Origin of the sequence: Alistipes sp. HGB5, from assembly GCF_000183485.2 — a bacterium.
GTDB lineage: Bacteria > Bacteroidota > Bacteroidia > Bacteroidales > Rikenellaceae > Alistipes > Alistipes finegoldii.
Map to the genome: position 1 here is coordinate 64,233 of NZ_AENZ01000021.1, position 23,803 is coordinate 88,035.

Here is a 23,803-nt window from a genome sequence, read left to right on the forward strand (position 1 = left end):
TCATCTTGCCGCAAGCAGCCCTATGAGACTGATTGGGAATATCTCCACGGTGCAAAGGTACAAAATCCAATGCAAAATCGAAATTTTTTTGGAAAGAAACAGATTCAGTGTCTCTCTGAGATATAAGAAGACCGTTGCGAGCAACTCGATGACAATGATGCAGAACCACACGTCGCCCGTGCCCCTTGGGCACAATGCGAAGAGCAGCAGGGCGGGAACCGTGACGATGACGCCCAGCGTGAAATAGGTGCGTTTGAGCAGCATCAGCTGCGAGACGAAGGGCTGCGAGAGCGTTACGGCTCCGGCCAGCCGGACGACTCCCCGCTGGAAAATCCCCACGCACAGACAGGCGAACGTCGCCAGCAGGCTGAGGGCCAGCACGGCGCCCTGCGGGAGTGTTTCGATCAGGCTGTCCGGAATCAGCGAATCGCCGTACTTGACAGTCATGACGCCCACGAAGAGGATGCCGATGGCGGTCGCGACGTTCAGGAAGTGCGAAAAACCGCTGCCGCCCGGATCCTCCATAAGGCGTTTGCCCGTAGCGGTGTCGTGCGATACGCGCGTCAGCAGCAGCCGTATGTCGCCCAGATTGCGGTAGAGCAGTATGGCGTAGGTCGCTGCGAGCAGCAGGACGAAGCCCTGAAAGACGGGGTTTTCGGTGAGGGACGGAGCCGGAGCCGCCGGCAGGATACGGGCCGGAACGAGGGTCGATGCCGGACCGAAGACCTTATCTGCCGGCGCGTCGCGCCAAAGCGTGTCGGCCGCGCCCCGCAGCGGGCCTTCCAGCGAAAAGAACGGCAGCGAGTCCGCTGCCTGCGGCCCGGAATGCAGCGTATCCGCCGCCAGCGAGTCCGCGCCTTGCGCCGGGGCGGGGGCGGCCGGCAGTGCGGTTCGGGGTGTGATGTTCCGGGCTGAATCGCCCGTGCCGGACAGGGCGCGCGTCGTCTCTTGGGCCGTATCGGAGGTGTTCGCCGCGGTTTCTGTGGACGGATAGGCCGCAGAACGGTCCGTGCCGCGGCCTTGTGCCGATGCCGAAGTGTCGGCCGGAGCCTGCTGCGCAGCGGGAGTGGCGGCTTCGCGTACGGACGCGAGGCCGGGTTCCTGCATGGCGGGGAGCGGGACCGGCGCGGTATGTGTCAGCGGAGCGGTCATCCTTCGAAGATGCGTTTGAGCGTGATGCGGATCGTGGTGCCTTTGCCGATTTCCGATTCGATGACGGCGATTTTACCCTGATGGTAGTCCTCGACGATGCGGCGCGAGAGCGAGAGTCCCAGACCCCAGCCGCGGGTCTTGGTGGTGAATCCCGGTTCGAAGATGCGTTTCCAGTTGCCCTTGGGAATGCCTTTGCCCGTGTCTTTGACGTCGATCATCACGTTTTTGTCGTCCGACGAGATATGCACGTTGATCGAGCCGTGGCCCTGCAGGGCGTCGAGCGAGTTTTTCATCAGGTTTTCGACGACCCATTCGAACAGTGCGGCGTTGATGTTGGCTTGCACGGGAGCGATGGCCAGTCCGTTGTAGTCGAGCGTAACGTTGCGCGGGATGCGCTTGCGGAAATACATGACCGATTCGCCCACGATCTCGTTGATATTGGCCGGCGTGAGGGGCGTCTCGGAGCCGATTTTCGAGAACCGGTCCACGATCTTCATCAGGTGCGTGAGGTCCTTGTTCATCTCCTCGACGGCTCCCTGATCCACGTTCTGCGAACGCAGGTATTCGATCCAGCCCAGAAGCGACGAGGTCGGCGTGCCCAGCTGGTGGGCCGTCTCTTTGGCCAGACCGATCCATACGCGGTTCTGCTCGTCGTGTTTCGATGAGCGGAAGGCGATGAATCCCAGCATGATGAAGGCCGTGATGACCAGAATCTGCACGTACGGGAAATAGTAGAGCGATTTGAGCAGCGCCGAGCGGCCGTAAAAGATGATGTGGTAATGGTCGTTCGACCACCAGAACCGCACCGTGCGCGGCGGATTCTCCTCCGTCAGTTTGTCGATCATCCTGCGCAGACGGTCGGGGTGGTCGATGATCTTGTCCGGAATCAGGTGCGACCGGAACACTTCGAGGTTCTCGTTGGTGATGATGAACGGGATGTTGTTGCCGTTGGAGACGATGTCCTGAATGAGCGGGTCCTCCATCGAACCGCCCATCACGTCGCGGTTGACCCGCTCCATGGCGTGCGCCCACAACGCCACGTCATGCTGCTCCTTCTCCTTGAGCCGCTTGGCCATGTTGTTGGTGTAGAGCAGCGAGACCATGCCGAGGACTATGCCCACGATGATGACCACCACGCGGTTGCGGAACGAGAATATGTCGCGGCGGATCTTCATGGCTGTCGGTTATTTGCGCGGCGTGTCCTGCTCGGTGACGATGCGGGTGTATTCCGCGCCGTCGCCGAGTATCTCCGTGGCGCGCAGTACCTCCGGATCGTCTTTGAGCGAGTGTTCGATGACCCCTTCGGAGTACCCGTGGCGCATGACGATGTCGTTGTTGATCGTCTCGACGATCTCCTTGCGGTAGGTCTCCAGATTGGTCTGCGTATCGTCCTTTAGCTCGGCCTCGACACGGTCGAACTTCTCCTTGAGGTCTGCGAACCGGTCCTCCTCGGCGGCCTTTTTCAGTGCTTTGAGGGCGCGGCGGGTGTCCGATTCGTAGGGCACCTTCTTGTCCTTCATGAATTCGGCGAATTCGGCGTAATCCCGGTCCGTGATCGAGAAGTTGCGGATGTCGATCCGCTGATCCGGATGACGCCGCATGTAGTCGTCGCCGAAGTCCTCGATGAATCCCAGTGCATAGAGCGTCATCGCGAAGCGGCTGATGTATTCGGGTTCGGTGCGGATGTCGGGCGTGATGCCGCCGCCGTCGTAGACCTTGCGCCCGGCGCGGGTCCGGTACTCGGTGATGAGCGAGTCGGGTATGGCCTTTACCGAACCCTCCTGCGAGTGGGAGTAGTCGATGGCCTGAATGCAGCGGCCCGAAGGGATGTAGTATTTGGCCGTGGTGAGCTTCAGCATGGCGTTGTAGCCCAGCGGCCGCGGCGATTGCACGAGTCCCTTGCCGTAGCTGCGCTGGCCGATGACCACCGCGCGGTCGAGGTCCTGCAAGGCGCCGGTCACGATCTCCGACGCCGATGCCGAATTGCCGTTGATGAGCACCGCCAGCGGCAGGTCGGGGAGGATCGGCTCCGACGAGGTGCGGTAAACCTGCCGCGAATCTTCCGTGCGGCCTTTGGTGCTTACCACTTCGGTGCCTTTGGGAACGAACATGCCCAGAATCTTGATCGCCTCCTGCATGATGCCGCCTCCGTTGCTGCGGTAATCGAGGATCAGACCCTTCAGCTCTCCCTCGGTGCGCAGCTTTTCGACGGCTGCGCGCATGTCTTCGTAACACCCTTCGGTGAAGTCGCTGTGACGGATGTAACCGATGCCGTCGGCCACCCAGCCCGTGTAAGGCACGCCCGGAATGGAGATGCGCTCGCGCTGCAGGGTGACGGTCTCGGTGCTGCCGTCGAGGTGCTCGACGGTCACCTTGACCTTGCTGCCCGGTTCCCCCTTGAGCCGGGAGCTGACCTGCTCGGTCGTAAAGCCCTTGGCATCCTTGCCGTCGATGGCGAGGATCTTGTCGCCGATCTTCAGCCCGGCCCGGTCGGCGGGCGAACCCTTGTAGGGCTGGGCGATCTTCACCCAGTCGCCCTTTTGGCGGATGAGCGATCCCACGCCGCCGTATTTGCCCGTGGTGAGCAGCTCGAAGTCGGACATCTGCTCCTCAGGGATGAATTCGGTGTACGGATCGAGGTCGCGGACCATGCCTTCGGCGGCCCCTTCCATGAGTTTGTCGGGGTCCACCGGGTCTACATAGCTCAGCGACAGTTCGCGCATCATGTTGACCATGATCTCCATGTTGCGCCCCAGTCCGAAGTCGTTGCGGGCGGCGAAGGTCAGCAGGGCTGCCGCCGAAGCGGCAGCGGCGGCCGTGAGCAGATAACGGTATCCTTTTCTAATCATGTTTTGTCATTTGTATGTACGAATCCAGCTTGTATCCGGCTCTGGCCACGCCGCGGCGTATGCCGTCGATCAGGATCCACTGTCCGTACTGTGAAACTTTTATCTCGTCTTCTCCCAGCAGCGTCAGCTTGAGCAGCAGGCCGTCGGCGCGGAACGTCATTACGCCGTCCTCGTCGGTGCGAAGCGAAAAGCCTGCCGATTTGAAGGCGTTTACGATCTGTTCGCGGTTCTCCCCGACGTCGCCCTCGACCTTGCGCTGTACGAAGCCGAATTTGGGGTAGAAGGCTGCGAGCAGGACGATCACCGCGGGCAGCATCATGCCGCGCGTGGTGTGGAACATCACGTAGAAGGTCTCTTCGAGCGTCAGCGTCGCGAAGCCCGACAGCCGGTTCAGCGCCATGATCGCTGCACATAGAACGCACAAGGCGACGAAATATTTTAACGAGCGGATGAAGTATTTCATAACAGTAGTTTTTGTTGGATTCGTATCGTTGCAATGCCTTTGGTCGGTCGCCGCCGCCGTTGACGCCGTTTGTAATTTCTCCCTTCCCCTCTTTGGGGAGGGCCTTGCCGCAGGCGGCTGTTCCTGTCATCTATTTCCCCTTTCCGATCTTCCCGATGCGGTCGGCGACCTCCTGCATGAGCCATTTGGGCGTGGAGGTGGCGCCGCATATGCCGACCGATTCCGCGCCTTCGAACCATGCGGGGTCGATCTCCGCGGCTTCCTCGATGTTGCAGGTCCGGGGATTGGCCGTGCGGCACACTTCGAAGAGCACCCTGCCGTTCGACGATTTGCGTCCACAGACGAACACCACCGCGTCGAACCGCCGTGCGAACTCCTGCAGATGCTGTTCGCGGCTGGAGACCTGCCGGCAGATCGTGTCGTCGATATGCACGTCGGCGGGATTCGCCGCCCGGCGGCGCATTTCGGCCCCCAGCGCTTCGAACAGGGCGATACTCTGGGTTGTCTGCGAGAGGAAGTACACCGGTCGCGTGAAGTCGATCTGACTGAGGTCCTCCTCCCCTTCGACCACGATCGTCCGGTCGGGGACCTGCCCCGTGAGTCCGACCACTTCGGCGTGGCCCCGTTTTCCGAGAATCACGACCTGCCCTCCGGCCGGGCGCATCCGTTCGTGGGCCTTGACGACGCGGGCCTGCAGGCGGGCGACCACCGGGCAGGTGGCGTCGATCACTTCGATGCCCAGTTCCGCAGCCCGTGCATAGGTCGTCGGTGGCTCCCCGTGCGCCCTGATGAAGAGCCGGCGGCCCGTCAGGCGGGGCATGTCGGCATGGGTCACGGTGCTCAGCCCCAGCTTTTCGAGCCGCTGCACTTCGATCCGGTTGTGGACGATGTCGCCCAGCGAATAGACCGTTTCTCCCCCTGCGAGGGCCTTCTCGGCCTCCGAAATGGCCCGGACCACGCCGAAGCAGAAGCCCGATTTATCGTCGATTTCTATTCGCAAATCCTTCACTGTGCCGTTCGCCCGGCTCGTTTATTTGTTTATACGTTCCAATTCCGTCATAAACCACGCCATCTGCTGCTCGACCGTCATGCAGCTGTTGTCCAGCACGACGGCGTCGTCGGCCTGCCGCAGGGGCGATATGGCACGGCTCATGTCGGCCTTGTCGCGCTCGCGGACATTGCGCTCGATCTCCTCCAGCGACACATTGTCTCCCTTGGCGCGCAGTTCGTCGTAGCGGCGGCAGGCCCGCACCTTGGGGTCGGCCGTCATGAAAATCTTCAGTTCGGCGTCGGGGAATACCACCGTGCCGATGTCGCGGCCGTCCATCACCACGCCGCGGCGGCGTCCCATCTCCTGCTGCATGGCCACCAGCTTGCGGCGCACGGCCGGAATGGCGCTCACGCGGCTCACGCAGTTACTGACCTCGATCGTCCGGATTTTGCCCTCCGCCAGATCGCCGTTCACGTAGATGTCGCTGGCGCCGCGTTCGGGATTGAACCGGAACGTGATCGTAATCTGATCGAGCAGCCTGACGACCGCGTCTTCATCGACGATGCCCGAACGGATCGCTCCGTGTTCGAGCGCATAGAGCGTCACGGCGCGGTACATGGCGCCCGTGTCGATGAAAATGTAGCCCAGACGCCGGGCGATGGCTTTGGCGAACGTGCTTTTCCCGCACGACGAAAATCCGTCTACGGCGATTATGATTTTGTGTTTAGTATCCGACATTGGGGAATATATCAAGGAATGTTGAAAGTATCGTGTAAATACCCAGTATGCCGATGATGAGACCCGCGACGTGGTTGATCGTCAGCATGTGGCGGGGGCGGAAACGGCGGCGGAAGAGGTTGATGACGAAAGCCAGCATCGTCCACCATGCCGCGGCGCCGCCGAAGAATCCCGCGATGATGAACACCGCGCGGATGAATCCTCCCACTCCTTCGTGCGTGATGTCGCCGCCCGAAATCTTGAAGACGGCGAAGAAGGCGAGAATGTAGGGAATTACCATGATGAAGTTGGCGATCGTAAGTCCGAAAATCGAGGCGAAGTCCTGCCACAGCGAGGTTTTGCCCGCGCGGTTGCGGCGGATCTGGGGAACGGGATTCTGGGCGAAGATGTAGACGCCGACGATCACCACGAAGATGCCGCCGATTACGCGTAGCAGCGTGTTGTACTGCTCGATCTGGGTTTGGAGCATCGAATAGAAGAACAGCGCCGCCATGGCCATGAAGGTGTCGGCGCAGGCGACGCCCAAGCCCGATACGATCCCCGAACGGCGGCTTTTCGACAGCGTGCGCTGGATGCAGAGCACGGCCACGGGGCCGACGGTGATCGATGCGGCGACACCCACGCAGATGCCGCGGAACATAACGTCCAGAAATTCAAATCCCATTTTCGCTTGTTGCGGAGTTTTCAGTGAGCAAAGATACTAAAAACCTCCGATATCCGCCAAAGGGAGGCAAAAAAAGGGCGCGACGGGTTGTCTGAAATGGCCGATATGTTGATAAAATATCGAAAACTTTGGCCGCATAGTTGTATATCGGTACTTGTTAGTCAGTATTTTTGCATAAACAACAATCGGGCCTATGGCAGAAATGAAACAATTCGGGATCGACCTCGAACTCGACGATACGATCGCTCAGGGCAACTATTCGAATCTGGCGATCATTTCCCACTCCACCTCGGAGTTCATCATCGACTTCGCCGCGGTGCTGCCCGGCGTGCAGAAGGCGCGCGTCAAAAGCCGCATCATCCTTACGCCAGAACATGCCAAACGGCTGTTGCGTTCGCTGCAGGAGAACATCGTCCGCTACGAGAGCAACGTGGGCAAGATCGAGATTCCGACCCCTTCGCCGGCCTCCGAGGCGGGGCCGAAGATGGGCGAGGCTTAAAAGATAAATGAGGGCGCTGACATGCAGCGCCCTTTGTTTTGTTCGAAGGCGTGTTCCGGTCCGGCCGGGGTGCAATCCGGTTGTCCGTGCGGTCCGGATTGCCGTTCAGTCCGGGGCGGTTCGGGATGGATGATGGTGCGGAGGGCGCTCCGGTCCGGTAAAAACCGTCCGGGCGTTGCCGGCAAGTCGGGCTGTTTCGCGGGATTCGCGTTGCCCGGCCTCTCTCCGGGACGGTTTCTGCCGGCCGTCGTTGCCGGGATTATCTGTATCCCGGCTTGCGCCGTCCGGTGCCTTCGCAGCCCGTCAGGTCGTCGCCCAGCTCCGCACGGTACCGTTCGGCGACCGCTTCCAGTTTTTCAGCGATTTCGGGGTGCTGCGACAGCACGTTGCAGCGTTCGCCCGGATCGCGCCGCATGTCGTACAGCTCCTTTTCCTCGACACGGCGTGGGATCATCTCGCCGGGCATGCCGTCGTCGCCGGGCGTCCCGTAGGCGAGGTAGTCGTGCGGGAAAATCAATTTATAGGTGCCGTCGGTCACGGCTTCGAGACTGTTGTCCTGATAATAGAGACAGAGCGCGTCGCGGACCGGCGCCGCGTCGGGGTCTTCGAGCAGCGGCAGCATGCTCACGCCGTCGATCTTGTGTGCGGGCAGCGGCGCTTGGGCGATCTGGGCGAAGGTCGGCAGCAGGTCGATGTTCGAGGCCAGCCGTTCGCAGACCGTACCCGCGGGTATCGTCCCTTTCCAGCGGGCGATAAGCGGCACGCGGAGTCCTCCGTTGAAGGTCGTGGCCTTGGCTTCGCGCAGGCCTCCGGTCGATCCGGCATGGTTGCCGTAGGCGATCCACGGACCGTTGTCCGAGGTGAAGATCACCAGCGTATTGCGCTCCAGCCCCAGCTCTTCGAGCGTCCGGAGCACCTCGCCGACGCTCCAGTCCAGCTCCATCATCACGTCGCCGTAAAGCCCCTGTTCGCTTTTGCCCTTGAATTTGTCCGAGACGGCCAGCGGCACGTGCGGCATCGAGTGGGCCAGATAGAGGAAGAAGGGGCGCTCCCTGTTCTCGCGGATGAACTTCACGCTCCGCTCGGTGTAGTCCGTGGTGAGCGTGGTCTGGTCGAGGTTGTAGCCCAGTATCTCGTTGCCTTCGTAGGTCGGCAGGTCGGGGAACTTCCATTTGGGGTGGTAGGGCCACATGTCGTTCGAGTAGGGCAGTCCGTACCACTCGTCGAACCCGTGCTGCAGAGGCAGGAACTTCTTGGCGTCGCCGAGGTGCCATTTGCCGAAGATCGCCGTGGCGTAGTCGCGTTTTTTGAGCACTTCGGCGATGGTCTCCTCCTCGTCGCTGATGCCGTAGGGGCAGCCCGGATTGGGCGCATGGGCGAAGCCGATGCGGTTGGGGTAGCACCCCGTGAGCAGTCCTGCGCGGGATGCGCCGCTGATGGGCTGCGCGGCGTAGAAGTTGGTGTACCGCATCCCTTCGAGGGCCAGCCGGTCGATGTTCGGGGTTTTGTAGCCCAAGGCTCCGGAGAAGGAGAAGTCTCCGTTTCCGGCGTCGTCGAGGTTGATGAGGATGAAATTGACGTGATCGGGTCGTTTCGGCTCCGTGTCGCACGAGACGATCCCTGCGGCGGCCGCGGCCGCCGGCAGAATGGGTAGGTATTTCATGTTCGGTTTTGTTTTTTAATCCTGACGGTTAGTGTTTTGCGCTTTCGGGGGCGTAATGGGTCTCCATGATCTCCCGCATGCGCGCCGACCCTTCGTCGGTGTCCTTGTATTGTCGGCGCAGTTCGAGCATCTCGCGCTTCATCGCTCCGATCACCTCCGCATAGGCCGGGTTGCCGTACTGGTTCCGGTTCTCGTGCGGATCGGTCCGGAGGTCGTAGAACTCCCACGAGGGCGTCGAGACGCAGTCGTCCGAGCCGGTCATGCCGAGCCGGTCGCCGTAGAAGAAGATCAGCTTGTAACGGTCGTTGCGGATGCCCATGTGCGCCGGGCGTATTTCGTGCTGGGTCCAGTAACGGTAATACATGCTGCGGGGCCACTCCTGCGGCGTGTCGCCCGCGAGGTTGCTCCGGAAACTGCGGCCCTGCGCCTGCTGCGGCGGTTCGGCTCCGGCATAGTCGGCCAGCAGCGATGCGAAATCGACGTTGGTGACGATGTCCCCGTTGCGGGTTCCGGCCGGAATCTCCTTCGGGTAGCGGATCACGAAGGGCATGCGCAGCGGTTCCTCGTACATGATCCGCTTGTCGAAGAATCCGTGCTCTCCGAGGAAGTAACCCTGATCCGAGACGTAGATCACGACCGTATTCTCCGCCAGCCCCTCTTCGTCGAGCGTGCGGAGCAGACGGCCGATGTTGTCGTCGATCGCCGCGGCGCAGCGCAGGTAGTCGCGTACGAGTTTCTGGTAGATGGCCCGGCGGTTGGCGACCGAATCCCCCTCGACGCCGCAGAAAGGCAGTTCGGGGTAGTAGGTCCACCAGTTCTCCGGATCGGTGTAGGCCTTGTTCCAGCGCCATGCCATCGTTTCGAGCGGCTGGCCCGCGAACGTGCGGCCCGACTTCGCGGGGCCGAATTCGAGCAGGTTTTCCGGTTCGGGGAACCTCACACCGTCGTAAAGGTGCGCGAACCGCTCCGGGAAATCGCACGGTTCGTGCGTAGCCTTGAAGTGGCAGAACATAGAAAAGGGCTTCGTCCGGTCCCGCTCTTTGATCCAGCGGATCGCCTTGTCGGTCACCAGATCGGTCGAGAATCCCTTTTCCACCGCGCCGCCTACGCCCTTGTCGTCGTCCATCCAGTTTTCGGCCGTCTTGAATACCGGGTCGCGGTAGGTGCCCTGATCGTGGAAAACGCTGTAATAGTCGAATCCCGCCAGTTCCTTTTTCAGATGCCATTTGCCGATCAGCGCCGTCCGGTAGCCGGCCTGCTGCAGCCGCTTGGCGATGTTGTCCTGTTCGGGACGCAGTGCGTCGTCGAGCGTGTAGACGCCGTTCAGGTGGCTGTACTGCCCGGTGAGGATCGCGGCCCGGCTCGGCACCGAGATCGAGTTGGTGCAGAACGCGTTGTCCAGCACGCACCCTTCGGCGGCAAGGCGGGCGATGTTGTCGTTGGCGGCGTACGGCGCCAGAATGCCGCCGTAAATGCCCCAGCTCTGCGAGGTGTGGTCGTCCGAGAGAATGAAGAGAATATTGGGATGCTCCTGCGGCGCTCGGTCCGTGCATCCTGCGGTCACGGGGAGAATTCCGACGGCGGCCGCGCATAATTTGAATCCGCGTGTATCCATACTGCTAATATACGTAAATTTCGTCGATAAACAGAAACGGACGCAGATTCCGGTCGAAATAAGCTTCGGGAAGCTGTTCGGAGCGTATGACCCGCAGTTTCACGTAGCGGGCCCGGAGCGCCGGGGAGAAGTTCGCTTCGTGGCGCAAAATGCGTTTGACGGCGCCGTAAGGAATTTCCGGATAGTGCTCGCCGTATACCTCGCGGAATGTTTCGCCGTCGTCCGAAACCCATACCTTCGCTCCTGCGGCGTCCATGATGTGCGACCCGTAGTCCAGCAGGGCGTTGAACGCCACCTGCGCGATCTCCTCCTGCCGTCCGAGGTCGATCACGGCCTCCATGTCGTCGTCCTGCCAGCCCGCCCAGTTGCCGTAGGTGAAGACCCGCTTGCCCCGCAGGCCGTCGTTGAGCGCGGCGGCCGCGTATTTGGGGTGCGGAGCGGTCAGCAGCCGGATCGGCTTCATGGTGGCCTTGTTGAAGGTCACCTCCTCGCGGAAGGGTTCGCTGCGCCGTCCGTCGGGCAGGACGGCGACCGCCCGGACCGCCGCCGGCGATCCGATCCACACCGTGTCGGTGCAGAGGGGCGACTCTTCCGTCGGCTCGCTGCCGTCCAGCGTGTAGCGGATGTCCGCTCCGGGCAGCGACGAAAGGGTCATCCCCACCGCCTTGCGGGCGTAATCCGCGGTGAAGGCGCCGGTTATGTCGTAGAAATGGGGGAAGTGGCTGTAACCGTCGCGGTCGTAGAACCCGACGAGCCGGTCGAGCCGCATCATGAAGTCCGTGAAATCCTTCTCCCTGTCCGACCACGCCCTTTCCGCGAGCGCCGCCAGCCGGGGCAGCAGCATGTGTTCCAGAATCGTATCGGTCCGCATGTAGGTCGTCCACACGTTGGCCTGCACGCCGATAATGTGACGGGCCTGCTCCGGCGTCAGCTCTTCGGGAACGGGTTCGGTGTCGTAGACCTTTTTCAGTGGAATATAACCGCCGATGGTCGGCGGTTCGGTGTCGATGTTCGCCGACTGGTAATAGTCGAAGTAAAGCGACGAGTTGGGCGACATGATGACGTCGAAACCCTCGTCGGCGGCCCGGATGCCGCCTGCCGTTCCGCGCCACGACATGACCGTAGCGTCGGGCGACATGCCGCCGTCCACGATTTCGTCCCAGCCGATCAGCCGTCGCCCGTGGCGTGCGAGGAACTCCTCGATCCGGGTGTTGAAGTAGCCCTGAAGCTTGTCTTCGGCGCTGTGGCGGGCGTCGGCTTTCAGCCCCGCCCTGCGGATCAGCGACTGGCATTCGGGACACTCCCGCCACCGCGTGCGCGGCGATTCGTCGCCCCCGATGTGGATGTACTTCGAGGGGAAGAGTCCGATCACCTCTTCGAGGACCTTTTCCACGAAATCGAAGACCGCGGGATTGCCCGCGCAGAGGATGTCGCGGCGCACGCCCGGCTGCGAGGTGATGACGTACGGCCCGCCCGTGCATCCGAGTTCGGGGTAGGAGGCGAGCGCCGCCGTCATGTGGCCCGGCATGTCGATCTCCGGAACGACTTCGATATACCGGCGTGCGGCATACTCGACGATGTCGCGGATCTGCCGTTTGGTGTAGTAGCCGCCGAAGGTGCCCGGCTCGCCCGCGAGCGTCGTGTCGCGGCGGAAAGCCCCGGTTTCCGTCAGGCGGGGATAGGCGTCGATCTCGATCCGCCACCCCTGATCGTCGGTCAGGTGCCAGTGGAAGACGTTGAGGTTGTGCAGCGCTGCCAGATCGATGATCCGCTTCACCTCTTCGACGGGATAGAACGTGCGCCCCACGTCGAGCATCACGCCCCGGTAGCCCAGATACGGTTCGTCGGCGATGCGGACCGCCGGGAAAAGCACTTTGGCTGCTTTTGCGGCGCCCATCGCCTTGCGGAGCGTCTGGATGCCGTAGAACACGCCGGCGTCGGACTCCCCGCTGACGGTGATGCGGTTCTCGGAAACCTCTATTTCGTACGCTTCGCCGCCTTTGCCCGGCGCGTCGGCCCGCAGGATGACTGCCCTGCCGTCGTCGCAAAGGCCGTCCGGACCGGTGATTTCGGGGGCCGAGCCGACGACCGATTCGACATATCCGGCGAGAAACTCCGCATTGGCGCGCATGCCGTCGCCGTCGCCGGTGCATACGATCCGGGTGCGGGCGTCCAGTTCGAAATCGCCGCCGTCGCCGGGCGCGATTTCGCCGGGGCGCGGCACGATCCGGTAATCGGCGGTCGTTTTGCCGCTCTCGCCGCAGGCCGTGAGCGCGATGCAGGTCAGCAGCAGGTGGAATGAAAATTTCATGTCACGGTTTTTCAGGAAAGTGGTCATTAGAAACCGCCTCCCCGTAAATTCGGTTTTACGGGGAGGCTCGTTTCGTTCGGACGGTTATTGGGCGAGAACGCCGTCCCATGTATACCCCACCTCGATGCGTTTGTCCGGGGTGAAGATGTAGGGGGTGTTTGCGGACGCCCGGTGGATGAGGGCGTCGGGCTGTTTGCCCGTGGCGTCTTTGAAGAGGTAGGTCTCCGTTTCCGTCATCGGAGTGTCCTCTTCGATACATTTTACGCTGGAGCCCGGAACCATCGCCTTGCCTTCGGTGTACTCGTTGAGTTTCCAGTAGCCCAGCAGACCCGGCGTGTCGGCCGGAACCGCATAGCGGTTGTTGTTCAGCTCCTCGACGCTGCGCGCTACGGACCAGAACCGGACCTGACAGTAGCGGTAACGCAGGCTTCCGAGGTTGCCGGAAGCGGATTCGTTGCCGAAGCGGATGCCGTTCAGGGCGTAGAACTGCGTCGCGGCATAGCCCGATTTGGCCGTGTAGCCGACGTTGCCGTTCACGTAGAGCGTGATGTCACCTTCGTCGCACACGATGGCGATATGGTGCCAGATGTTCGACTGGAGCGGGATGGAGGAGATCTGTTTGCCGGAGCGGCTGACCATGCCGTTGATCAGGCTGTTCTTCGTGCCGCCGCCGCTGTCGCCCAGACGGAGCATGAAGCCGTCCTGAATGATCTTCGTGCCGCCCTGCTCGTAGTAGCCGATGGCCGACGCGAGCCATGTCGTCGTGTTGCCGGTGTAGATCTGACTGGGGTTGAACAGCGTTTCGAAGGTCCACGACGAGAGTTTGTAATCTTCGGCGAAACGTGTTTGCAGATAGCTGTTGCCCGTGATCTCGACTACGTTCGAATAGGGAACCGGCGTTGCGGCCAAGACGAATGCGTCGGCGCCTTCGAGCACCTGCATGGCTTCCCCTTCGGCCTTTACGGCGATGGGCAGCGCATGGACGAATCCCGTCTTGTTCTGCTCCGTGGTGAGCGGATGCAGGGTGATTGTCACCGGATTGGAGACGACCTTGCCTGCGGGGATCACCGCGCTGCTTTCGAATTCGTAGTTGGTGTTGGGAAGCAGTGTGTAGGAGGTGTTGTTCTGTTTGTTGTACTCGTCGAGGGCCTTCTCGTCCACGTATACGGTGAGTTTCAGGTCCCTGCCCAGCGGTTTCGAGATGCGGGGCGTGACCGTGTAGACGCTGCCGTCGTCGGGAATGACGAACGAGACCGATTTGGCCGTTCCGACCGCTTCGTTCAGGAAGAGTCTGCCGGGGCCCGTTACGTCGTCGTATTTGAGTTCGGCGTTGTCGCAGGACACGAGTCCCGTCACGATCGCTGCGACGGCCGATAAATAAAATGCCTTGATTTTCATTGCAGTGGTTTTATTCGGTTATTCGTTCGGAACCTCTTCTTCGTTCTCGGACCGATGTACGGCGTTGATGGCTTGCCGGGTCCACGGATAGAAGCCCGATTTGCCGGACAGATAATATTCGTATTCGATGTGGTAGGAGCCTAATCCGCCCTTGCGGTAGGTCTTGCCCTCCCATGTGGGTTTCCAGAGAGCCTGCCCCAGAAGCCGGTTGATGCCGCCCGTGTAGGAGCCGCCGCCCTCGGCGGCGTATTGTTCGAAGTTGACCGTGGTGTAGAGCTTGCGGATCAGCTCTTCCGGCTCCATGTATCCCGAACCGTTCCGGATCACCGTGCTGATGTAGGTGTTGAGTCCCGAATCGGAGGAGGTGCTGTACGCCTGCCAGATGAAGTAGTCGAAATAGGGCATGCAGCGGCCTTCGACGGCGTTGATCTCTCCGTCGATGACCAGCAGTTTGTCCGTGCCCGATTTCGGTCCGAGGTATTTGCCCAGCTCGTCCACGAAGATGTAGAAGTTGTCGCGGTTGGATAGCTCGCGTTTGCAGCCGGCTCCGCCGACGTTCGGCTCGTAGTCCAAGTCGATGCCGCTGTAGCCGCCCGTATAAACGCTGTCGGCGAGCATGCGGGCGTATTTGCGGATGGAGGCTTCCTGAGCGGCCCGTTCGTCGGTGCCGTCGGCGGCCCGCCAGCCCGACGGAGTGTCCCATTCGGGCTTCCAGCCGAAATACTCCTCTTTCTGGGGGTTGTTCTGGTAATCGCCTCCGATCACGTCGACTCCCACCCAGCCGGTAATGGTGGTGCACACCACTTTGGTGCCTTTTACCCGCTGGACATACTCCATGTCGGCCTTCATGGCGTCGGTCAGGACGCTGGGACGCCACCGGCCCCAGATGGCCGCCAGATAGAGGCTGTCGGGAAGGCCCCGGAGCGAGTTCTTGAGGTTGGTGGCGTTGGCGCCCCAACCGCCGAACCATCCCCATGCCATGTCGTAATCGGTCTCCGCCTTCCATTTGCGCAGGGCGGCGTAATAGGCGTCGTCGTGCCCGTCGCCCTTGAGGAACACCTTGCTTTCGGGCTCCGTCCAATCCTCGCAGGAGACCAGAGCGGACGCGAACAGCAGCAGGGACAGACACATCAATAATATCTTTTTCATACTTGTCGTTTTTTTTCGGGTTACATTGAGAAATTGCCGGTCGGCAGAAGCGTTCTACCAAGCGGGTTTGTCCGTTTTTACATCCCACCACAGCCGGGTTCCGAACTTGTCGCCGCCGGCGCCCAGCAGGGCCACCGCCGCATCGTAGTTGTCGGCGTTGCGCGTCTGTTCGTTCGGAGCGAAGGGGATTCGCGAAGCGCCTTCGGTCGGCAGGTTAGGCTCGTTCGAGGCGTTGGTGCTGGTGGGCGTGGGGTAGAACCGCGGATATCCCGTGCGGCGCTGCTCGGCCCACGCCTCCGTTCCGAGCGGATAGAGGGCGATCCATTTCTGGGTGATGATCTTCTCGCGCTGCTTTTCCGCCGAAAGGGCGCCGTCCCATGCGACGGTGACGCTGTAGGCCGTGCCCGGCGTATAGTTGTTGGCCCTGCGCGGATCGGAATAGGCGGTCGGCGCGGCCGTGCCGGCGATGTAGGACGTGTAGTTTTCGGCCTGATACTGCTCGAACGAAAGGCGGATGCCCTCTTCGTAGAGCGTCTTGGCGTCGCCCGTCACGTCCCATCCGTTGACGGCCATTTCGGCCTTCAGGAAGGCCACTTCGGCGGCGTTCATCCACATGAGCCGGTCGAGGGCGTTGGTTTTCGGAAGCGAATAGTAGTCCTTCCACTGGCTGGAGGAGTAGGCGCCTACGCGCGAGCCGTGGTACTCGCTGTCCCGGACCGCAGGGTTGAAATATTTGGAGAGGCGCGGGTCGTCGAAGCTCTTCATGTAGGTGACGATCTCGGCCGCCGCATGCACGTCGCTGTAATCCTCGACCAGCCAGCGGAGCGGATTCTGGTCGTTGGTCTGGGAGACGTCGAGCGAGGCGTTGTCCGCGTTCGATTCGATCACGCCGTAGGGGTGCGCGACGGCCTCTTCGGCATAGCGTTCGGCATCGGGCGACACGTTCGAGATGCGCATGGCCAGACGGAGCTTGAGCGAATTGGCGAACCGGATCCATTTGGCGAGGTTGCCGTTGTAGACGTAATCCGCCGATGCGGCTTCTGCGACCACGTCCGTTCCGGCGAGGGTGATGTAGGTCTCCAGCACGTTCACCGCATGGTCGAGGTCTTCGAGCATGAAGCCGTAGACGGCCTCCTGCGACTGGTAGGGAGCGGTCAGGTCGTCGTTGTTCTCCATCGTGCGGTAGGGAATGGGCCCCTGAATGTCGGTGACGCGCTGCATGGCCGCCACGCGGATGATCTGGGCGAGCGCCATGCGGTAGTCGTCTTCCGGCTCTTCGAGTTCGGCCTTGATGGCCCGCCAGTTGCTGTAAATGTTGGTCATGGGCACCTCGTAGGGAGGATTGGCCCAGTCGTTGGCGATTCGGTAAAAGGCGAACATGCCGGTGTTCCATCCCGCATCGGTCGATTTGGCGTAGGCGAAGTAGCGGCCGTAGGCGCCTCCCGACACGTTTTCCACGATCTGATATTGGTTCTTGACGGTGGGAATCACGTTGTACTGCATGCTTTTGATGTAGTTCCAGACGTCGCGGTCTATCGTGCTCGGCTGGTCGGGGTTCCGGTTGTAGGTTTCGAAATTGCCCGTGCAGGACAATGCCGCCAAGGCGACGGCGCCGAACAACAGTCTGTTTATGATGTTCATGTATTTTCTCATAACGGTCTTAAGGCTTGGTTAGAACTTAAGTTGGACATTGAAACCGAGGCTTCGCAGGCTCGGCTGCATGAAGTAGTCGATACCTTGGAGGTAGGAACCGGTGGAGGCCGTGAGTTCGGGGTCGAACGGGGCCTTGCAGTAGATCATCCAGAGGTTGCGCCCTACGAGCGATGCGGTCAGCTTGACCCGGTCGCCCATCCATTTCTTCGGGAAGGTATATCCGATGCTCGTCTCCTGAAGGCGGACGTTCGTGGCGCTGTAGGTGTAGTGGGAGAGCAGCTGTCCCAGACCGACGGTCTCGTAGTAGTGCTGCGCGTCGATCCTGCCGTTGTTGATGGGCACGCCGCCGGCGTCGCGCGCATCGGCGCTCGCCTTCGATACTCCGAGTCCGTCGAGAAAACCTTGGGTGGGCGATACCACGATGCCGCCGAAGCGTGCGGAGAAGAGCAGCGAGAGGTTGATGCCCTTGTAGGAGAAATCGTTGCGGAAACCGGCGTTGTAGTCGGGCAGCACCGAGCCGAGCTTGATGCGCTCGTCGGTGACCATCAGCTTCGGGTCGTTGGGGTTGATGTAGATGTAGCCGTTCTCGTCGAGCCACAGGTCTCCGTAGGCGTACAGGTCGCCCATGGTGCCGCCTTCGGTCATGATGAAGTTGGCGCCGCCCATGCTGGCGACCTCATACTCCTTGAGCGTATAGTATTTGTCCGTCTGCGGGTCGTAGTAGTTGTTCATCAGCTCGACGACCTTGTTCTTGTTGTGGCTGAGCGTGAGGCTGGAGCTCCACGCGAAGTCCCTCCATGTCTTGTCGTATCCGATCGAAAGCTCGAAACCCTTGTTTTCGACGTTGCCCGTCTGCGCGTACATGTTTTCGTAGCCGGCCGAACCAGACAGGGGCACGAGGAAGGTCTGGTGTTTGGTGTTGGACTTGTAGTAGGTGAAGTCCAGCGAGAGCGAATTGGCGAACAGTCGGGCGTTCAGACCCACCTCCCACGAGGTCGTGTTCTTCGGGCGGAGATTCTGGATCGGTCTGGTGGCGCTCGTGGACCACGAACCCTGCTTCCATTTGTAGGTCAGGTAGGAGATGCCCCAAAGAATCGGGCTGCCCACTTCGGCCCACGAAGCCCGCACCTTGAGATAGTCGATGAACGAGGGGAGCTTCACCATTTCGTGAATCAGTCCCGAAAGGCCGACCGAGGGGAAGCAGTACGACAGGTTGTTCGTGTAGGCCGGATTCGAATGCCATTCGTTGCGGACCGTGGCCGTGAGGTAGAGCATGCCCCTCCATCCGGCCTCCACGCTGGCGAATACGGCCTGCTCCTGCTCGCGTTTGCGCTCCTGAAGCCGTTGGCCCGATGCGCCGTAGGGGTTGGTGTTGGTCAGCGAGAAGAAGTTGGGCAGTTCGAGCGGACCGCGCGCTCCGGCGATGCTGGAGAGCTGGTCGGAGATGCTGGCGCCGACATTGGCGAAGAGCGAGAACTGCTCCCAGTGCTTGTTTACGGTGGCGATGAAGTCGCCGTAGCGGTGGGTGTCCTCCTCTTTGGTGAATTCGAAGAATCCGTTGTCGCCGCCGGCGAACAGCGGGTCGGTCGATGCGTAGAGCTTGCGCGACGATTCGCCGACGCTCAGGTCGGCTTTGGCGCGGCCGGCGAGGGTGAGCCAGTCGGTCACCTTGTAGGTGAGGCTCGCGTTCATCATGGAGCGCCGCCGCTTGTTGTTCTGGATGTTGCGGTGCATCATCCACAAGGGGTTCTGCATGTCGAGCGCGCCGCGGCTCCACGCCCAGTTCTGCACGTAGCGTTTTTTGTTCGAATCATAGATCTCGAACATCATCAGATCCTCGACGCTTTCGCCGCGCGGGTAGGTGTAGAGCGAGGTCAGCGGGTTGAAATAGCGTCCTGCCGAGAGCATGTTCTGGTCTTCGGTCTCCACGTAGCTGAAGCCTGCATCCAGCGTCATCCGATCCTGCAGGAACGAGGTCGTGTTGCGAACCGTGACGGAGTGTTTGTCGTATGAGTTGTTGGGCAGGATGCCGTTGGCATAGACGTGCATCAGCGAGGCGTAGGTCTGATTCTTCTCGTTACCTACGGAGATGCTGGCGTTGGTCTGCGTGTTGGCCGCCGTGTTGAAGAAATCTTGCGGGTTATAGGACGAAGGGGTCGCCAGTACCCCCCCCCCAGCTGGAATAGGTTCTCGGCTGGTTGCCGTATTTGGTCTGGAACTCAGGCATTTTGAGCGGCGAGGAGAAGGTCGTCTGGTTGGAGAACGAAATCTGGGGCCGGCCGGCCTTTCCCTTCTTGGTGGTGATCACGATCACGCCGTTCGCCGCGCTCGATCCGTAAAGCGCCGCCGCCGAGGGGCCGGTGAGCACGGTCATGGATTCGATGTCGTCCGGGTTGAGGTCCGTGAGACCCTCGCCGCGGGGCTGCGACTCGAATTCGCTCTTTATCTCGCCGTTGTTATTGTTGAAGAGGGGAATTCCGTCCACCACGTAGAGGGCGTTGTTGCTGCTGATGATGGATTTCAGACCGCGAAGCACTACGCGGGTGGCGCCGCCGATGCCCGATGCCGACGAATTGATGACCGCGCCTGCGATTTTACCGTTCAGCGAATTCATCAGATTGACGTCCTTCACGATGCTGATATCCTCCGAACTCACCTGCTGGGCGTTGTAGCTGAGCGCCTTTTCCGAGCGCTTGATGCCGAGGGCCGTTACGACCACGGCGTCTACGGCCTGCGACTCTTCGTGCAGCGTGAAATCGATCTGCGTGCGATTTCCGACGGTGACCTCTACGGGGCGGAAGCCCAGATAATTGACGACCAGTACGGCGTTTCCAGCCGAGGGGGATATCTGCAGCAAGTAGTCTCCGTCGGCTCCGGTGCTCATGCCGACGGTCGTCCCTTTGACGATGACGGCCGCTCCGACAACGGGGTTTCCCTGTGCGTCGAGAACCTTGCCGGAAACGAATCGGGGTTGTGCGCTCACCTCTTTGCGGACCGCCGAGAGCACGACGTTCGAGGCGTCGATGCGGTAAGCCACGTCGGTTCCTTTGACCATCTGCGTCAGTGCGGTCTCGACGGAGGCATCCGTGCAAGAGACGCTGACCTTCTGGGAAATGTTCACGTTCGTGTCGATGGCGAAGAGATAACTGGATTGTTTTTCGATGGCGTCAATCACCCGTTCCATCGGAACGTCCGCCATCGTGATCGTGATCCGGGGCGGTGCCGGCTGGGCAAAAGCCGCGACGGATGACAAAGATAGAGATACAGCAAATAGCAGCGAATATAAACTCCTGATTTGCAGAATCAATTTTTTGTTCATACTTTTGTATAAATTCTAGGGTTTAAGTAGGTTTTACGCCTGAAGAATGTACCTATGGATGCGCCAACATTCATAGGTTTTCTTTTTTTATCAGGACTTGATACGGAAGAAAAGGGTTCTCGGTTACTTTCTCATAGGCATCGGGCTGTTGGGTTCGTACTTCATTCGTTATCTGATATAGAGCGTATTGGTCGTAATATCTCGTTCGTACCTGAAATCGGCCGCGTGCTGCAGCACCGCGAGGGCGTGGTCTATCCCTTCGCTGATGCGGAGCTTGCATCGCTGGAACTCGATCTGGGGCAGGTCGTCGCGCAGAATTTCCACGTTGATGTCGTAGCAGCGTTCGAACTTGGCCATGACCTCCTCGAACGTCATTCCCGTTATGCAGAGGATGCCGTCCGTCCAGAGCAGTTTGTCGGCGTTCTCCTGCGCGTGAAGCTGCAACTTTCCGTTTTCCAGATGGACCGTCTGGTTCGGCTCCATCGTAATCCGGTCGCTGCGGTCCGTCCGGTTGCAGACCTGAACCTTGCCGCGGAGCAGGTCGGCGCTGAAAATCCCCTTCTCTTCGTTCGCCTCTACGTTGAATTTGGTGCCCAGCACCCTTACGTCGCAGGCGAACGTCTCGACGACGAACGGATGCTGCGGGTCGCTCTTGACGTCGAACATCGCTTCGCCCGTGACCTTCACCCGGCGCTCTCCGCGTGCAAAAACCGCCGGATATTCCAGCGTCGTGCCCGAATTGAGCCATACGGTCGTGCCGTCGGTGAGCGTCATGCTGATGCGCTCGCCGTTGGGTACGAACACGCTCAGCGAATTGTTGGAAGCCTTGCGGTCGAACATCTTCGTAGCTGCGAAATAACTCACTCCGAGACATAAGCACAGGACTGCCGCGATGCGCATGCTCCATGCGCCGATACTGCGCAGCGTCGGGAGCGGACGGCGCTGGGGTTTCCGGCCGGCGGGGCGGTTTACGCGGGCTGCATTGAGCATATTGTCCAGCCCGTCGAAATATTTCCGGTTGGCCGGATCGGCGTCGAGCCAGTCCAATACCGTCCTGATTTCGTCTTCCGACGCTTCGTTCTGCAAAAACTTGTACAGTAATAAATCGTCCATCTTCTCTTTTTCTCTCTGTTAGTAGTAATAACAAACAAATGCACCGTGTTAGTAGTGAAACGGTGCATTTATTTGTTTAATAATTTATTTTATTAAATCAAGTTGCTGACAGCCAGCAGTATGATCAGCGCGAAAATATAGTCCTTGAATTCTTCCCTAAGTATTTTCAGCGCCCGCCGCATCTCGAAATTGACGTGGGTGAAGGCGATGTTCAGCTCCTGAGCAAGCTCTTTGTAGCTTTTGTTCTCGTAGCGGCTGCCTTCGAAAATGCGCCGCGTAAGTTCCGGCATCCGGCTGACGGCGCGGTCGAGCATCGTCTGCATCTCCTCCACGAACAGCGTGTCGGGAACGCAGGCCGCCAATGACTGAATGTCGGACTGGATCAGCCGCTGCTGGGTCGAATGCAGCTTTTTCTCGATCTGCAGGTGCAGCAACCTGACCTTCAGGTGGTTCAGGCACTTATTTTTGACGATGGTCAGCACGTAAGCCGGGGCGTTCACATCTTCCGGCAGCCGGTCCCGCTCCTCCCAGAACGCCATGAAACTGTCCGACACCAGATCCTCCGCAATTCCCCGGTCGCGCACGTAACGGTAGGTGACCTCGGTAAACCGGGGATTGTAGTCGGAATACAATCTCCCGAACTCCGCGGAGGTAATGCAGGTTTTGGTCGGTTTCTGGTGCATCGGGGGTAATTAATATGCCAAAATTAAGACTTTTAGTATTATTTGCAAAATCAAAATCCCCCAAATCGAAAACGCTCTGCCTCAAATCGTTGTTGCGGGGCCGCGAAATCTGTTTTTCCGGCCGGAAAGATTTTTGTCCCGCCGCGCGGAAATCGAAAAAAACGGACCGGAAAGATAGGGCGTATCTTTTCCCGGTCCGGATTATAATATAAGTTGTCTGCGGATGCGTCGCGATCTGTCAGACGGTTTTACAAGGCTTCGGCGACCACATAGGTGCTGCCGCCGATGAAGATCATGTCGTCGGCGCCGGCCAGCTCCTTGGCGCGGGCGACTGCGGCGGGAACTTCGGTGACGGTCTCGCCGTGCAGCCCGTAGATCGCGGCTTTGGCGGTAAGCTCGGCGGCAGAGAAGGCCCGTTCGGTCTTCGCCTGCGTGAAGATATAGTGGGCGTCGTGCGGCAGCAGGGGGAGGATATGGGCGAGGTCCTTGTCGCGGACGAAGCCGATCACGCAGTAGAGTTGTTTGTGGGGCGTGGCTTTGAGCTGCCGGGCGACGTAGGCGATGCCGTGAGGGTTGTGGCCTGTGTCGCAGACCGTAAGCGGCTGTTCGCCCAGCTTTTGCCAGCGGCCCATGAGCGAGGTGTTGGCTGCCGTGTCGCGCGCACCTTCGAGGAAGGCGCGGCGGGAGATGGTCAGCGGCGTCTCCTCGTGCAGGAAATCGACCGTTGCGGCTGCCGTGACCATGTTGCGGCGCTGGTAGTTGCCCCCCAGATCGAGATCGACCTCGAAGTTGCGGTTGTCGCGGGTGCGGTGCATGCAGAAGTGCTGGCGGTCGGTTCCGCAGGGGCAGGGCTCGCACGAGAACTCCTGCTCGGCGTAGATGACCTTCGACTTGTTGGCGGCGGCGGTCTGCTCGATGACCTCGTTGTAGCGGGGATCGCTCTCGCCGATGACTACCGGAATGCTCTTTTTGATGATGCCGGCCTTCTCGGCGGCGATTTTCGGCAGCGTGTCGCCCAGCAGCGCCGTGTGGTCCAGCCCCACGTTGGTGATGACGCTCACCAGCGGCACGATGATGTTCGTGGCGTCGAGACGTCCTCCGAGTCCCGTTTCGATCACGGCCACCTCGACGTCGCTCTGCGCGAAGTAGTCGAAAGCCAGCGCGGCGGTCATCTCGAAGAACGACAGCTCCAGCTCGACCATCTTGCCGTGGTGCTTGTCCACGAAGTTCACCACTTTCTGTTTGGGAATCATCTCTCCGTCCACCCGGATGCGTTCGCGGAAATCCTGCAGGTGGGGCGAGGTGAAAAGCCCCGTGCGGTAGCCCGCCTGCTGGAGCACCGATGCGATGATATGCGACACGGAACCTTTGCCGTTGGTTCCCGCCACGTGGATCGTGAAAAAGTTACGCTGGGGATTGCCTATGTGGCGGCAGAACGCGGTGATACGCTCCAATCCCGGCTTGTAGGCCGTCGCGCCTTTGGCTTCGAAGACCGGCAGCGACGAGAAGAGGAATTCGAGGGTCTGGGTGTAATTCATATCGG

The 23,803-nt window shown here is 60.5% G+C and carries 19 protein-coding genes; 1 reads left to right on the forward strand and 18 read right to left on the reverse strand.

Features of this window, described 5'->3' with window-relative positions; all coding sequences use genetic code 11:
• From HMPREF9720_RS03590 to HMPREF9720_RS03620, 7 genes are all read right to left on the reverse strand, one after another.
• The gene (locus tag HMPREF9720_RS03590; protein ID WP_009596884.1) at window positions 1-1,152 is read right to left on the reverse strand and encodes a DUF4271 domain-containing protein; all 1,152 of its coding nucleotides are present in this window, start codon (window positions 1,150-1,152) and stop codon (window positions 1-3) included.
• On the reverse strand, window positions 1,149-2,327 hold the full coding sequence (locus HMPREF9720_RS03595; protein WP_009596805.1) for a sensor histidine kinase: 1,179 nt from the start codon (window positions 2,325-2,327) through the stop codon (window positions 1,149-1,151). The genes HMPREF9720_RS03590 and HMPREF9720_RS03595 overlap by 4 nt, the downstream gene beginning before the upstream one ends.
• A gap of 9 nt (window positions 2,328-2,336) precedes the next feature.
• Entirely contained in the window at window positions 2,337-4,001 is a 1,665-nt protein-coding gene (locus HMPREF9720_RS03600) for a S41 family peptidase (RefSeq protein WP_009596920.1), read from the reverse strand.
• On the reverse strand, window positions 3,994-4,464 hold the full coding sequence (locus tag HMPREF9720_RS03605) for a hypothetical protein (protein ID WP_009596827.1): 471 nt from the start codon (window positions 4,462-4,464) through the stop codon (window positions 3,994-3,996). The genes HMPREF9720_RS03600 and HMPREF9720_RS03605 overlap by 8 nt, the downstream gene beginning before the upstream one ends.
• A 130-nt stretch (window positions 4,465-4,594) precedes the next feature.
• On the reverse strand, window positions 4,595-5,464 hold the full coding sequence (locus HMPREF9720_RS03610; protein ID WP_175282388.1) for a 4-hydroxy-3-methylbut-2-enyl diphosphate reductase: 870 nt from the start codon (window positions 5,462-5,464) through the stop codon (window positions 4,595-4,597).
• A gap of 30 nt (window positions 5,465-5,494) precedes the next feature.
• Window positions 5,495-6,193, reverse strand: coding sequence for a (d)CMP kinase (cmk, locus tag HMPREF9720_RS03615; protein WP_009596886.1), 699 nt, complete (start codon window positions 6,191-6,193; stop codon window positions 5,495-5,497).
• Window positions 6,180-6,857 carry a LysE family translocator gene (locus tag HMPREF9720_RS03620; protein WP_039939759.1) on the reverse strand — a complete coding sequence of 226 codons (678 nt, stop codon included), beginning with the start codon at window positions 6,855-6,857 and terminating at the stop codon, window positions 6,180-6,182. Before HMPREF9720_RS03620 ends, cmk begins: the two co-directional genes overlap by 14 nt.
• A 193-nt stretch (window positions 6,858-7,050) precedes the next feature.
• On the opposite strand from HMPREF9720_RS03620, the gene HMPREF9720_RS03625 reads away from it, so the two are divergent.
• Window positions 7,051-7,356, forward strand: a complete 306-nt coding sequence (locus HMPREF9720_RS03625) for a DUF3467 domain-containing protein (RefSeq protein ID WP_009596931.1) — start codon at window positions 7,051-7,053, stop codon at window positions 7,354-7,356.
• A 259-nt stretch (window positions 7,357-7,615) separates the two neighbouring features.
• Here HMPREF9720_RS03625 and HMPREF9720_RS03630 read toward each other — a convergent pair whose 3' ends face one another.
• From HMPREF9720_RS03630 to HMPREF9720_RS03675, 11 genes are all read right to left on the reverse strand, one after another.
• Window positions 7,616-9,019, reverse strand: a complete 1,404-nt coding sequence (locus tag HMPREF9720_RS03630) for a sulfatase family protein (RefSeq protein ID WP_009596795.1) — start codon at window positions 9,017-9,019, stop codon at window positions 7,616-7,618.
• Window positions 9,020-9,047: 28 nt separating this feature from the next.
• Window positions 9,048-10,634 (reverse strand): sulfatase family protein, encoded by a 1,587-nt coding sequence (locus HMPREF9720_RS03635; protein WP_009596858.1) that lies wholly within the window; start codon window positions 10,632-10,634, stop codon window positions 9,048-9,050.
• A 4-nt stretch (window positions 10,635-10,638) separates the two neighbouring features.
• Complete coding sequence (locus HMPREF9720_RS03640) at window positions 10,639-12,945, reverse strand: glycoside hydrolase family 20 protein (RefSeq protein ID WP_009596835.1); 2,307 nt, start codon at window positions 12,943-12,945, stop codon at window positions 10,639-10,641.
• A gap of 84 nt (window positions 12,946-13,029) precedes the next feature.
• A complete protein-coding gene (locus HMPREF9720_RS03645; protein ID WP_009596916.1) occupies window positions 13,030-14,343 on the reverse strand; it encodes a BT_3987 domain-containing protein in 1,314 nt (437 codons plus the stop codon).
• Window positions 14,344-14,361: 18 nt separating this feature from the next.
• The gene (locus HMPREF9720_RS03650; RefSeq protein WP_009596918.1) at window positions 14,362-15,492 is read right to left on the reverse strand and encodes a glycoside hydrolase family 18; all 1,131 of its coding nucleotides are present in this window, start codon (window positions 15,490-15,492) and stop codon (window positions 14,362-14,364) included.
• 54 nt (window positions 15,493-15,546) lie between these two features.
• Window positions 15,547-17,133: a SusD/RagB family nutrient-binding outer membrane lipoprotein gene (locus HMPREF9720_RS03655; protein ID WP_022044247.1), complete on the reverse strand. Its 1,587-nt coding sequence runs from the start codon at window positions 17,131-17,133 to the stop codon at window positions 15,547-15,549.
• Between the two features lie 30 nt (window positions 17,134-17,163).
• Window positions 17,164-19,194 carry a TonB-dependent receptor gene (locus HMPREF9720_RS15795; protein WP_009596828.1) on the reverse strand — a complete coding sequence of 677 codons (2,031 nt, stop codon included), beginning with the start codon at window positions 19,192-19,194 and terminating at the stop codon, window positions 17,164-17,166.
• Between the two features lie 91 nt (window positions 19,195-19,285).
• Window positions 19,286-20,344, reverse strand: a complete 1,059-nt coding sequence (locus HMPREF9720_RS15800) for a SusC/RagA family TonB-linked outer membrane protein (protein WP_254654355.1) — start codon at window positions 20,342-20,344, stop codon at window positions 19,286-19,288.
• 288 nt (window positions 20,345-20,632) lie between these two features.
• Window positions 20,633-21,577 (reverse strand): FecR family protein, encoded by a 945-nt coding sequence (locus HMPREF9720_RS03665; RefSeq protein WP_009596880.1) that lies wholly within the window; start codon window positions 21,575-21,577, stop codon window positions 20,633-20,635.
• A 92-nt stretch (window positions 21,578-21,669) separates the two neighbouring features.
• On the reverse strand, window positions 21,670-22,260 hold the full coding sequence (locus tag HMPREF9720_RS03670; RefSeq protein ID WP_009596910.1) for an RNA polymerase sigma-70 factor: 591 nt from the start codon (window positions 22,258-22,260) through the stop codon (window positions 21,670-21,672).
• Window positions 22,261-22,508: 248 nt separating this feature from the next.
• Window positions 22,509-23,798, reverse strand: coding sequence for a bifunctional folylpolyglutamate synthase/dihydrofolate synthase (locus HMPREF9720_RS03675; protein ID WP_009596799.1), 1,290 nt, complete (start codon window positions 23,796-23,798; stop codon window positions 22,509-22,511).
• Between the last annotated feature and the right edge of the window lie 5 nt (window positions 23,799-23,803).

Excerpts from the sequence above, each read along its gene's own strand:
- HMPREF9720_RS03670 (WP_009596910.1), bottom strand. The coding sequence starts at position 22,260 with ATGCACCAGAAACCGACCAAAACCTGCATTACCTCCGCGGAGTTCGGG.
- HMPREF9720_RS03675 (WP_009596799.1), bottom strand. The coding sequence starts at position 23,798 with ATGAATTACACCCAGACCCTCGAATTCCTCTTCTCGTCGCTGCCGGTC.
- HMPREF9720_RS03620 (WP_039939759.1), bottom strand. The coding sequence starts at position 6,857 with ATGGGATTTGAATTTCTGGACGTTATGTTCCGCGGCATCTGCGTGGGT.
- HMPREF9720_RS03625 (WP_009596931.1), top strand. The coding sequence starts at position 7,051 with ATGGCAGAAATGAAACAATTCGGGATCGACCTCGAACTCGACGATACG.
- HMPREF9720_RS03595 (WP_009596805.1), bottom strand. The coding sequence starts at position 2,327 with ATGAAGATCCGCCGCGACATATTCTCGTTCCGCAACCGCGTGGTGGTC.
- HMPREF9720_RS15800 (WP_254654355.1), bottom strand. The coding sequence starts at position 20,344 with ATGGCGGACGTTCCGATGGAACGGGTGATTGACGCCATCGAAAAACAA.
- HMPREF9720_RS03590 (WP_009596884.1), bottom strand. The coding sequence starts at position 1,152 with ATGACCGCTCCGCTGACACATACCGCGCCGGTCCCGCTCCCCGCCATG.
- cmk (WP_009596886.1), bottom strand. The coding sequence starts at position 6,193 with ATGTCGGATACTAAACACAAAATCATAATCGCCGTAGACGGATTTTCG.
- HMPREF9720_RS03640 (WP_009596835.1), bottom strand. The coding sequence starts at position 12,945 with ATGAAATTTTCATTCCACCTGCTGCTGACCTGCATCGCGCTCACGGCC.
- HMPREF9720_RS03650 (WP_009596918.1), bottom strand. The coding sequence starts at position 15,492 with ATGAAAAAGATATTATTGATGTGTCTGTCCCTGCTGCTGTTCGCGTCC.
- HMPREF9720_RS03645 (WP_009596916.1), bottom strand. The coding sequence starts at position 14,343 with ATGAAAATCAAGGCATTTTATTTATCGGCCGTCGCAGCGATCGTGACG.
- HMPREF9720_RS15795 (WP_009596828.1), bottom strand. The coding sequence starts at position 19,194 with ATGCACGTCTATGCCAACGGCATCCTGCCCAACAACTCATACGACAAA.
- HMPREF9720_RS03655 (WP_022044247.1), bottom strand. The coding sequence starts at position 17,133 with ATGAACATCATAAACAGACTGTTGTTCGGCGCCGTCGCCTTGGCGGCA.
- HMPREF9720_RS03665 (WP_009596880.1), bottom strand. The coding sequence starts at position 21,577 with ATGGACGATTTATTACTGTACAAGTTTTTGCAGAACGAAGCGTCGGAA.
- HMPREF9720_RS03630 (WP_009596795.1), bottom strand. The coding sequence starts at position 9,019 with ATGAAATACCTACCCATTCTGCCGGCGGCCGCGGCCGCCGCAGGGATC.
- HMPREF9720_RS03600 (WP_009596920.1), bottom strand. The coding sequence starts at position 4,001 with ATGATTAGAAAAGGATACCGTTATCTGCTCACGGCCGCCGCTGCCGCT.
- HMPREF9720_RS03605 (WP_009596827.1), bottom strand. The coding sequence starts at position 4,464 with ATGAAATACTTCATCCGCTCGTTAAAATATTTCGTCGCCTTGTGCGTT.
- HMPREF9720_RS03635 (WP_009596858.1), bottom strand. The coding sequence starts at position 10,634 with ATGGATACACGCGGATTCAAATTATGCGCGGCCGCCGTCGGAATTCTC.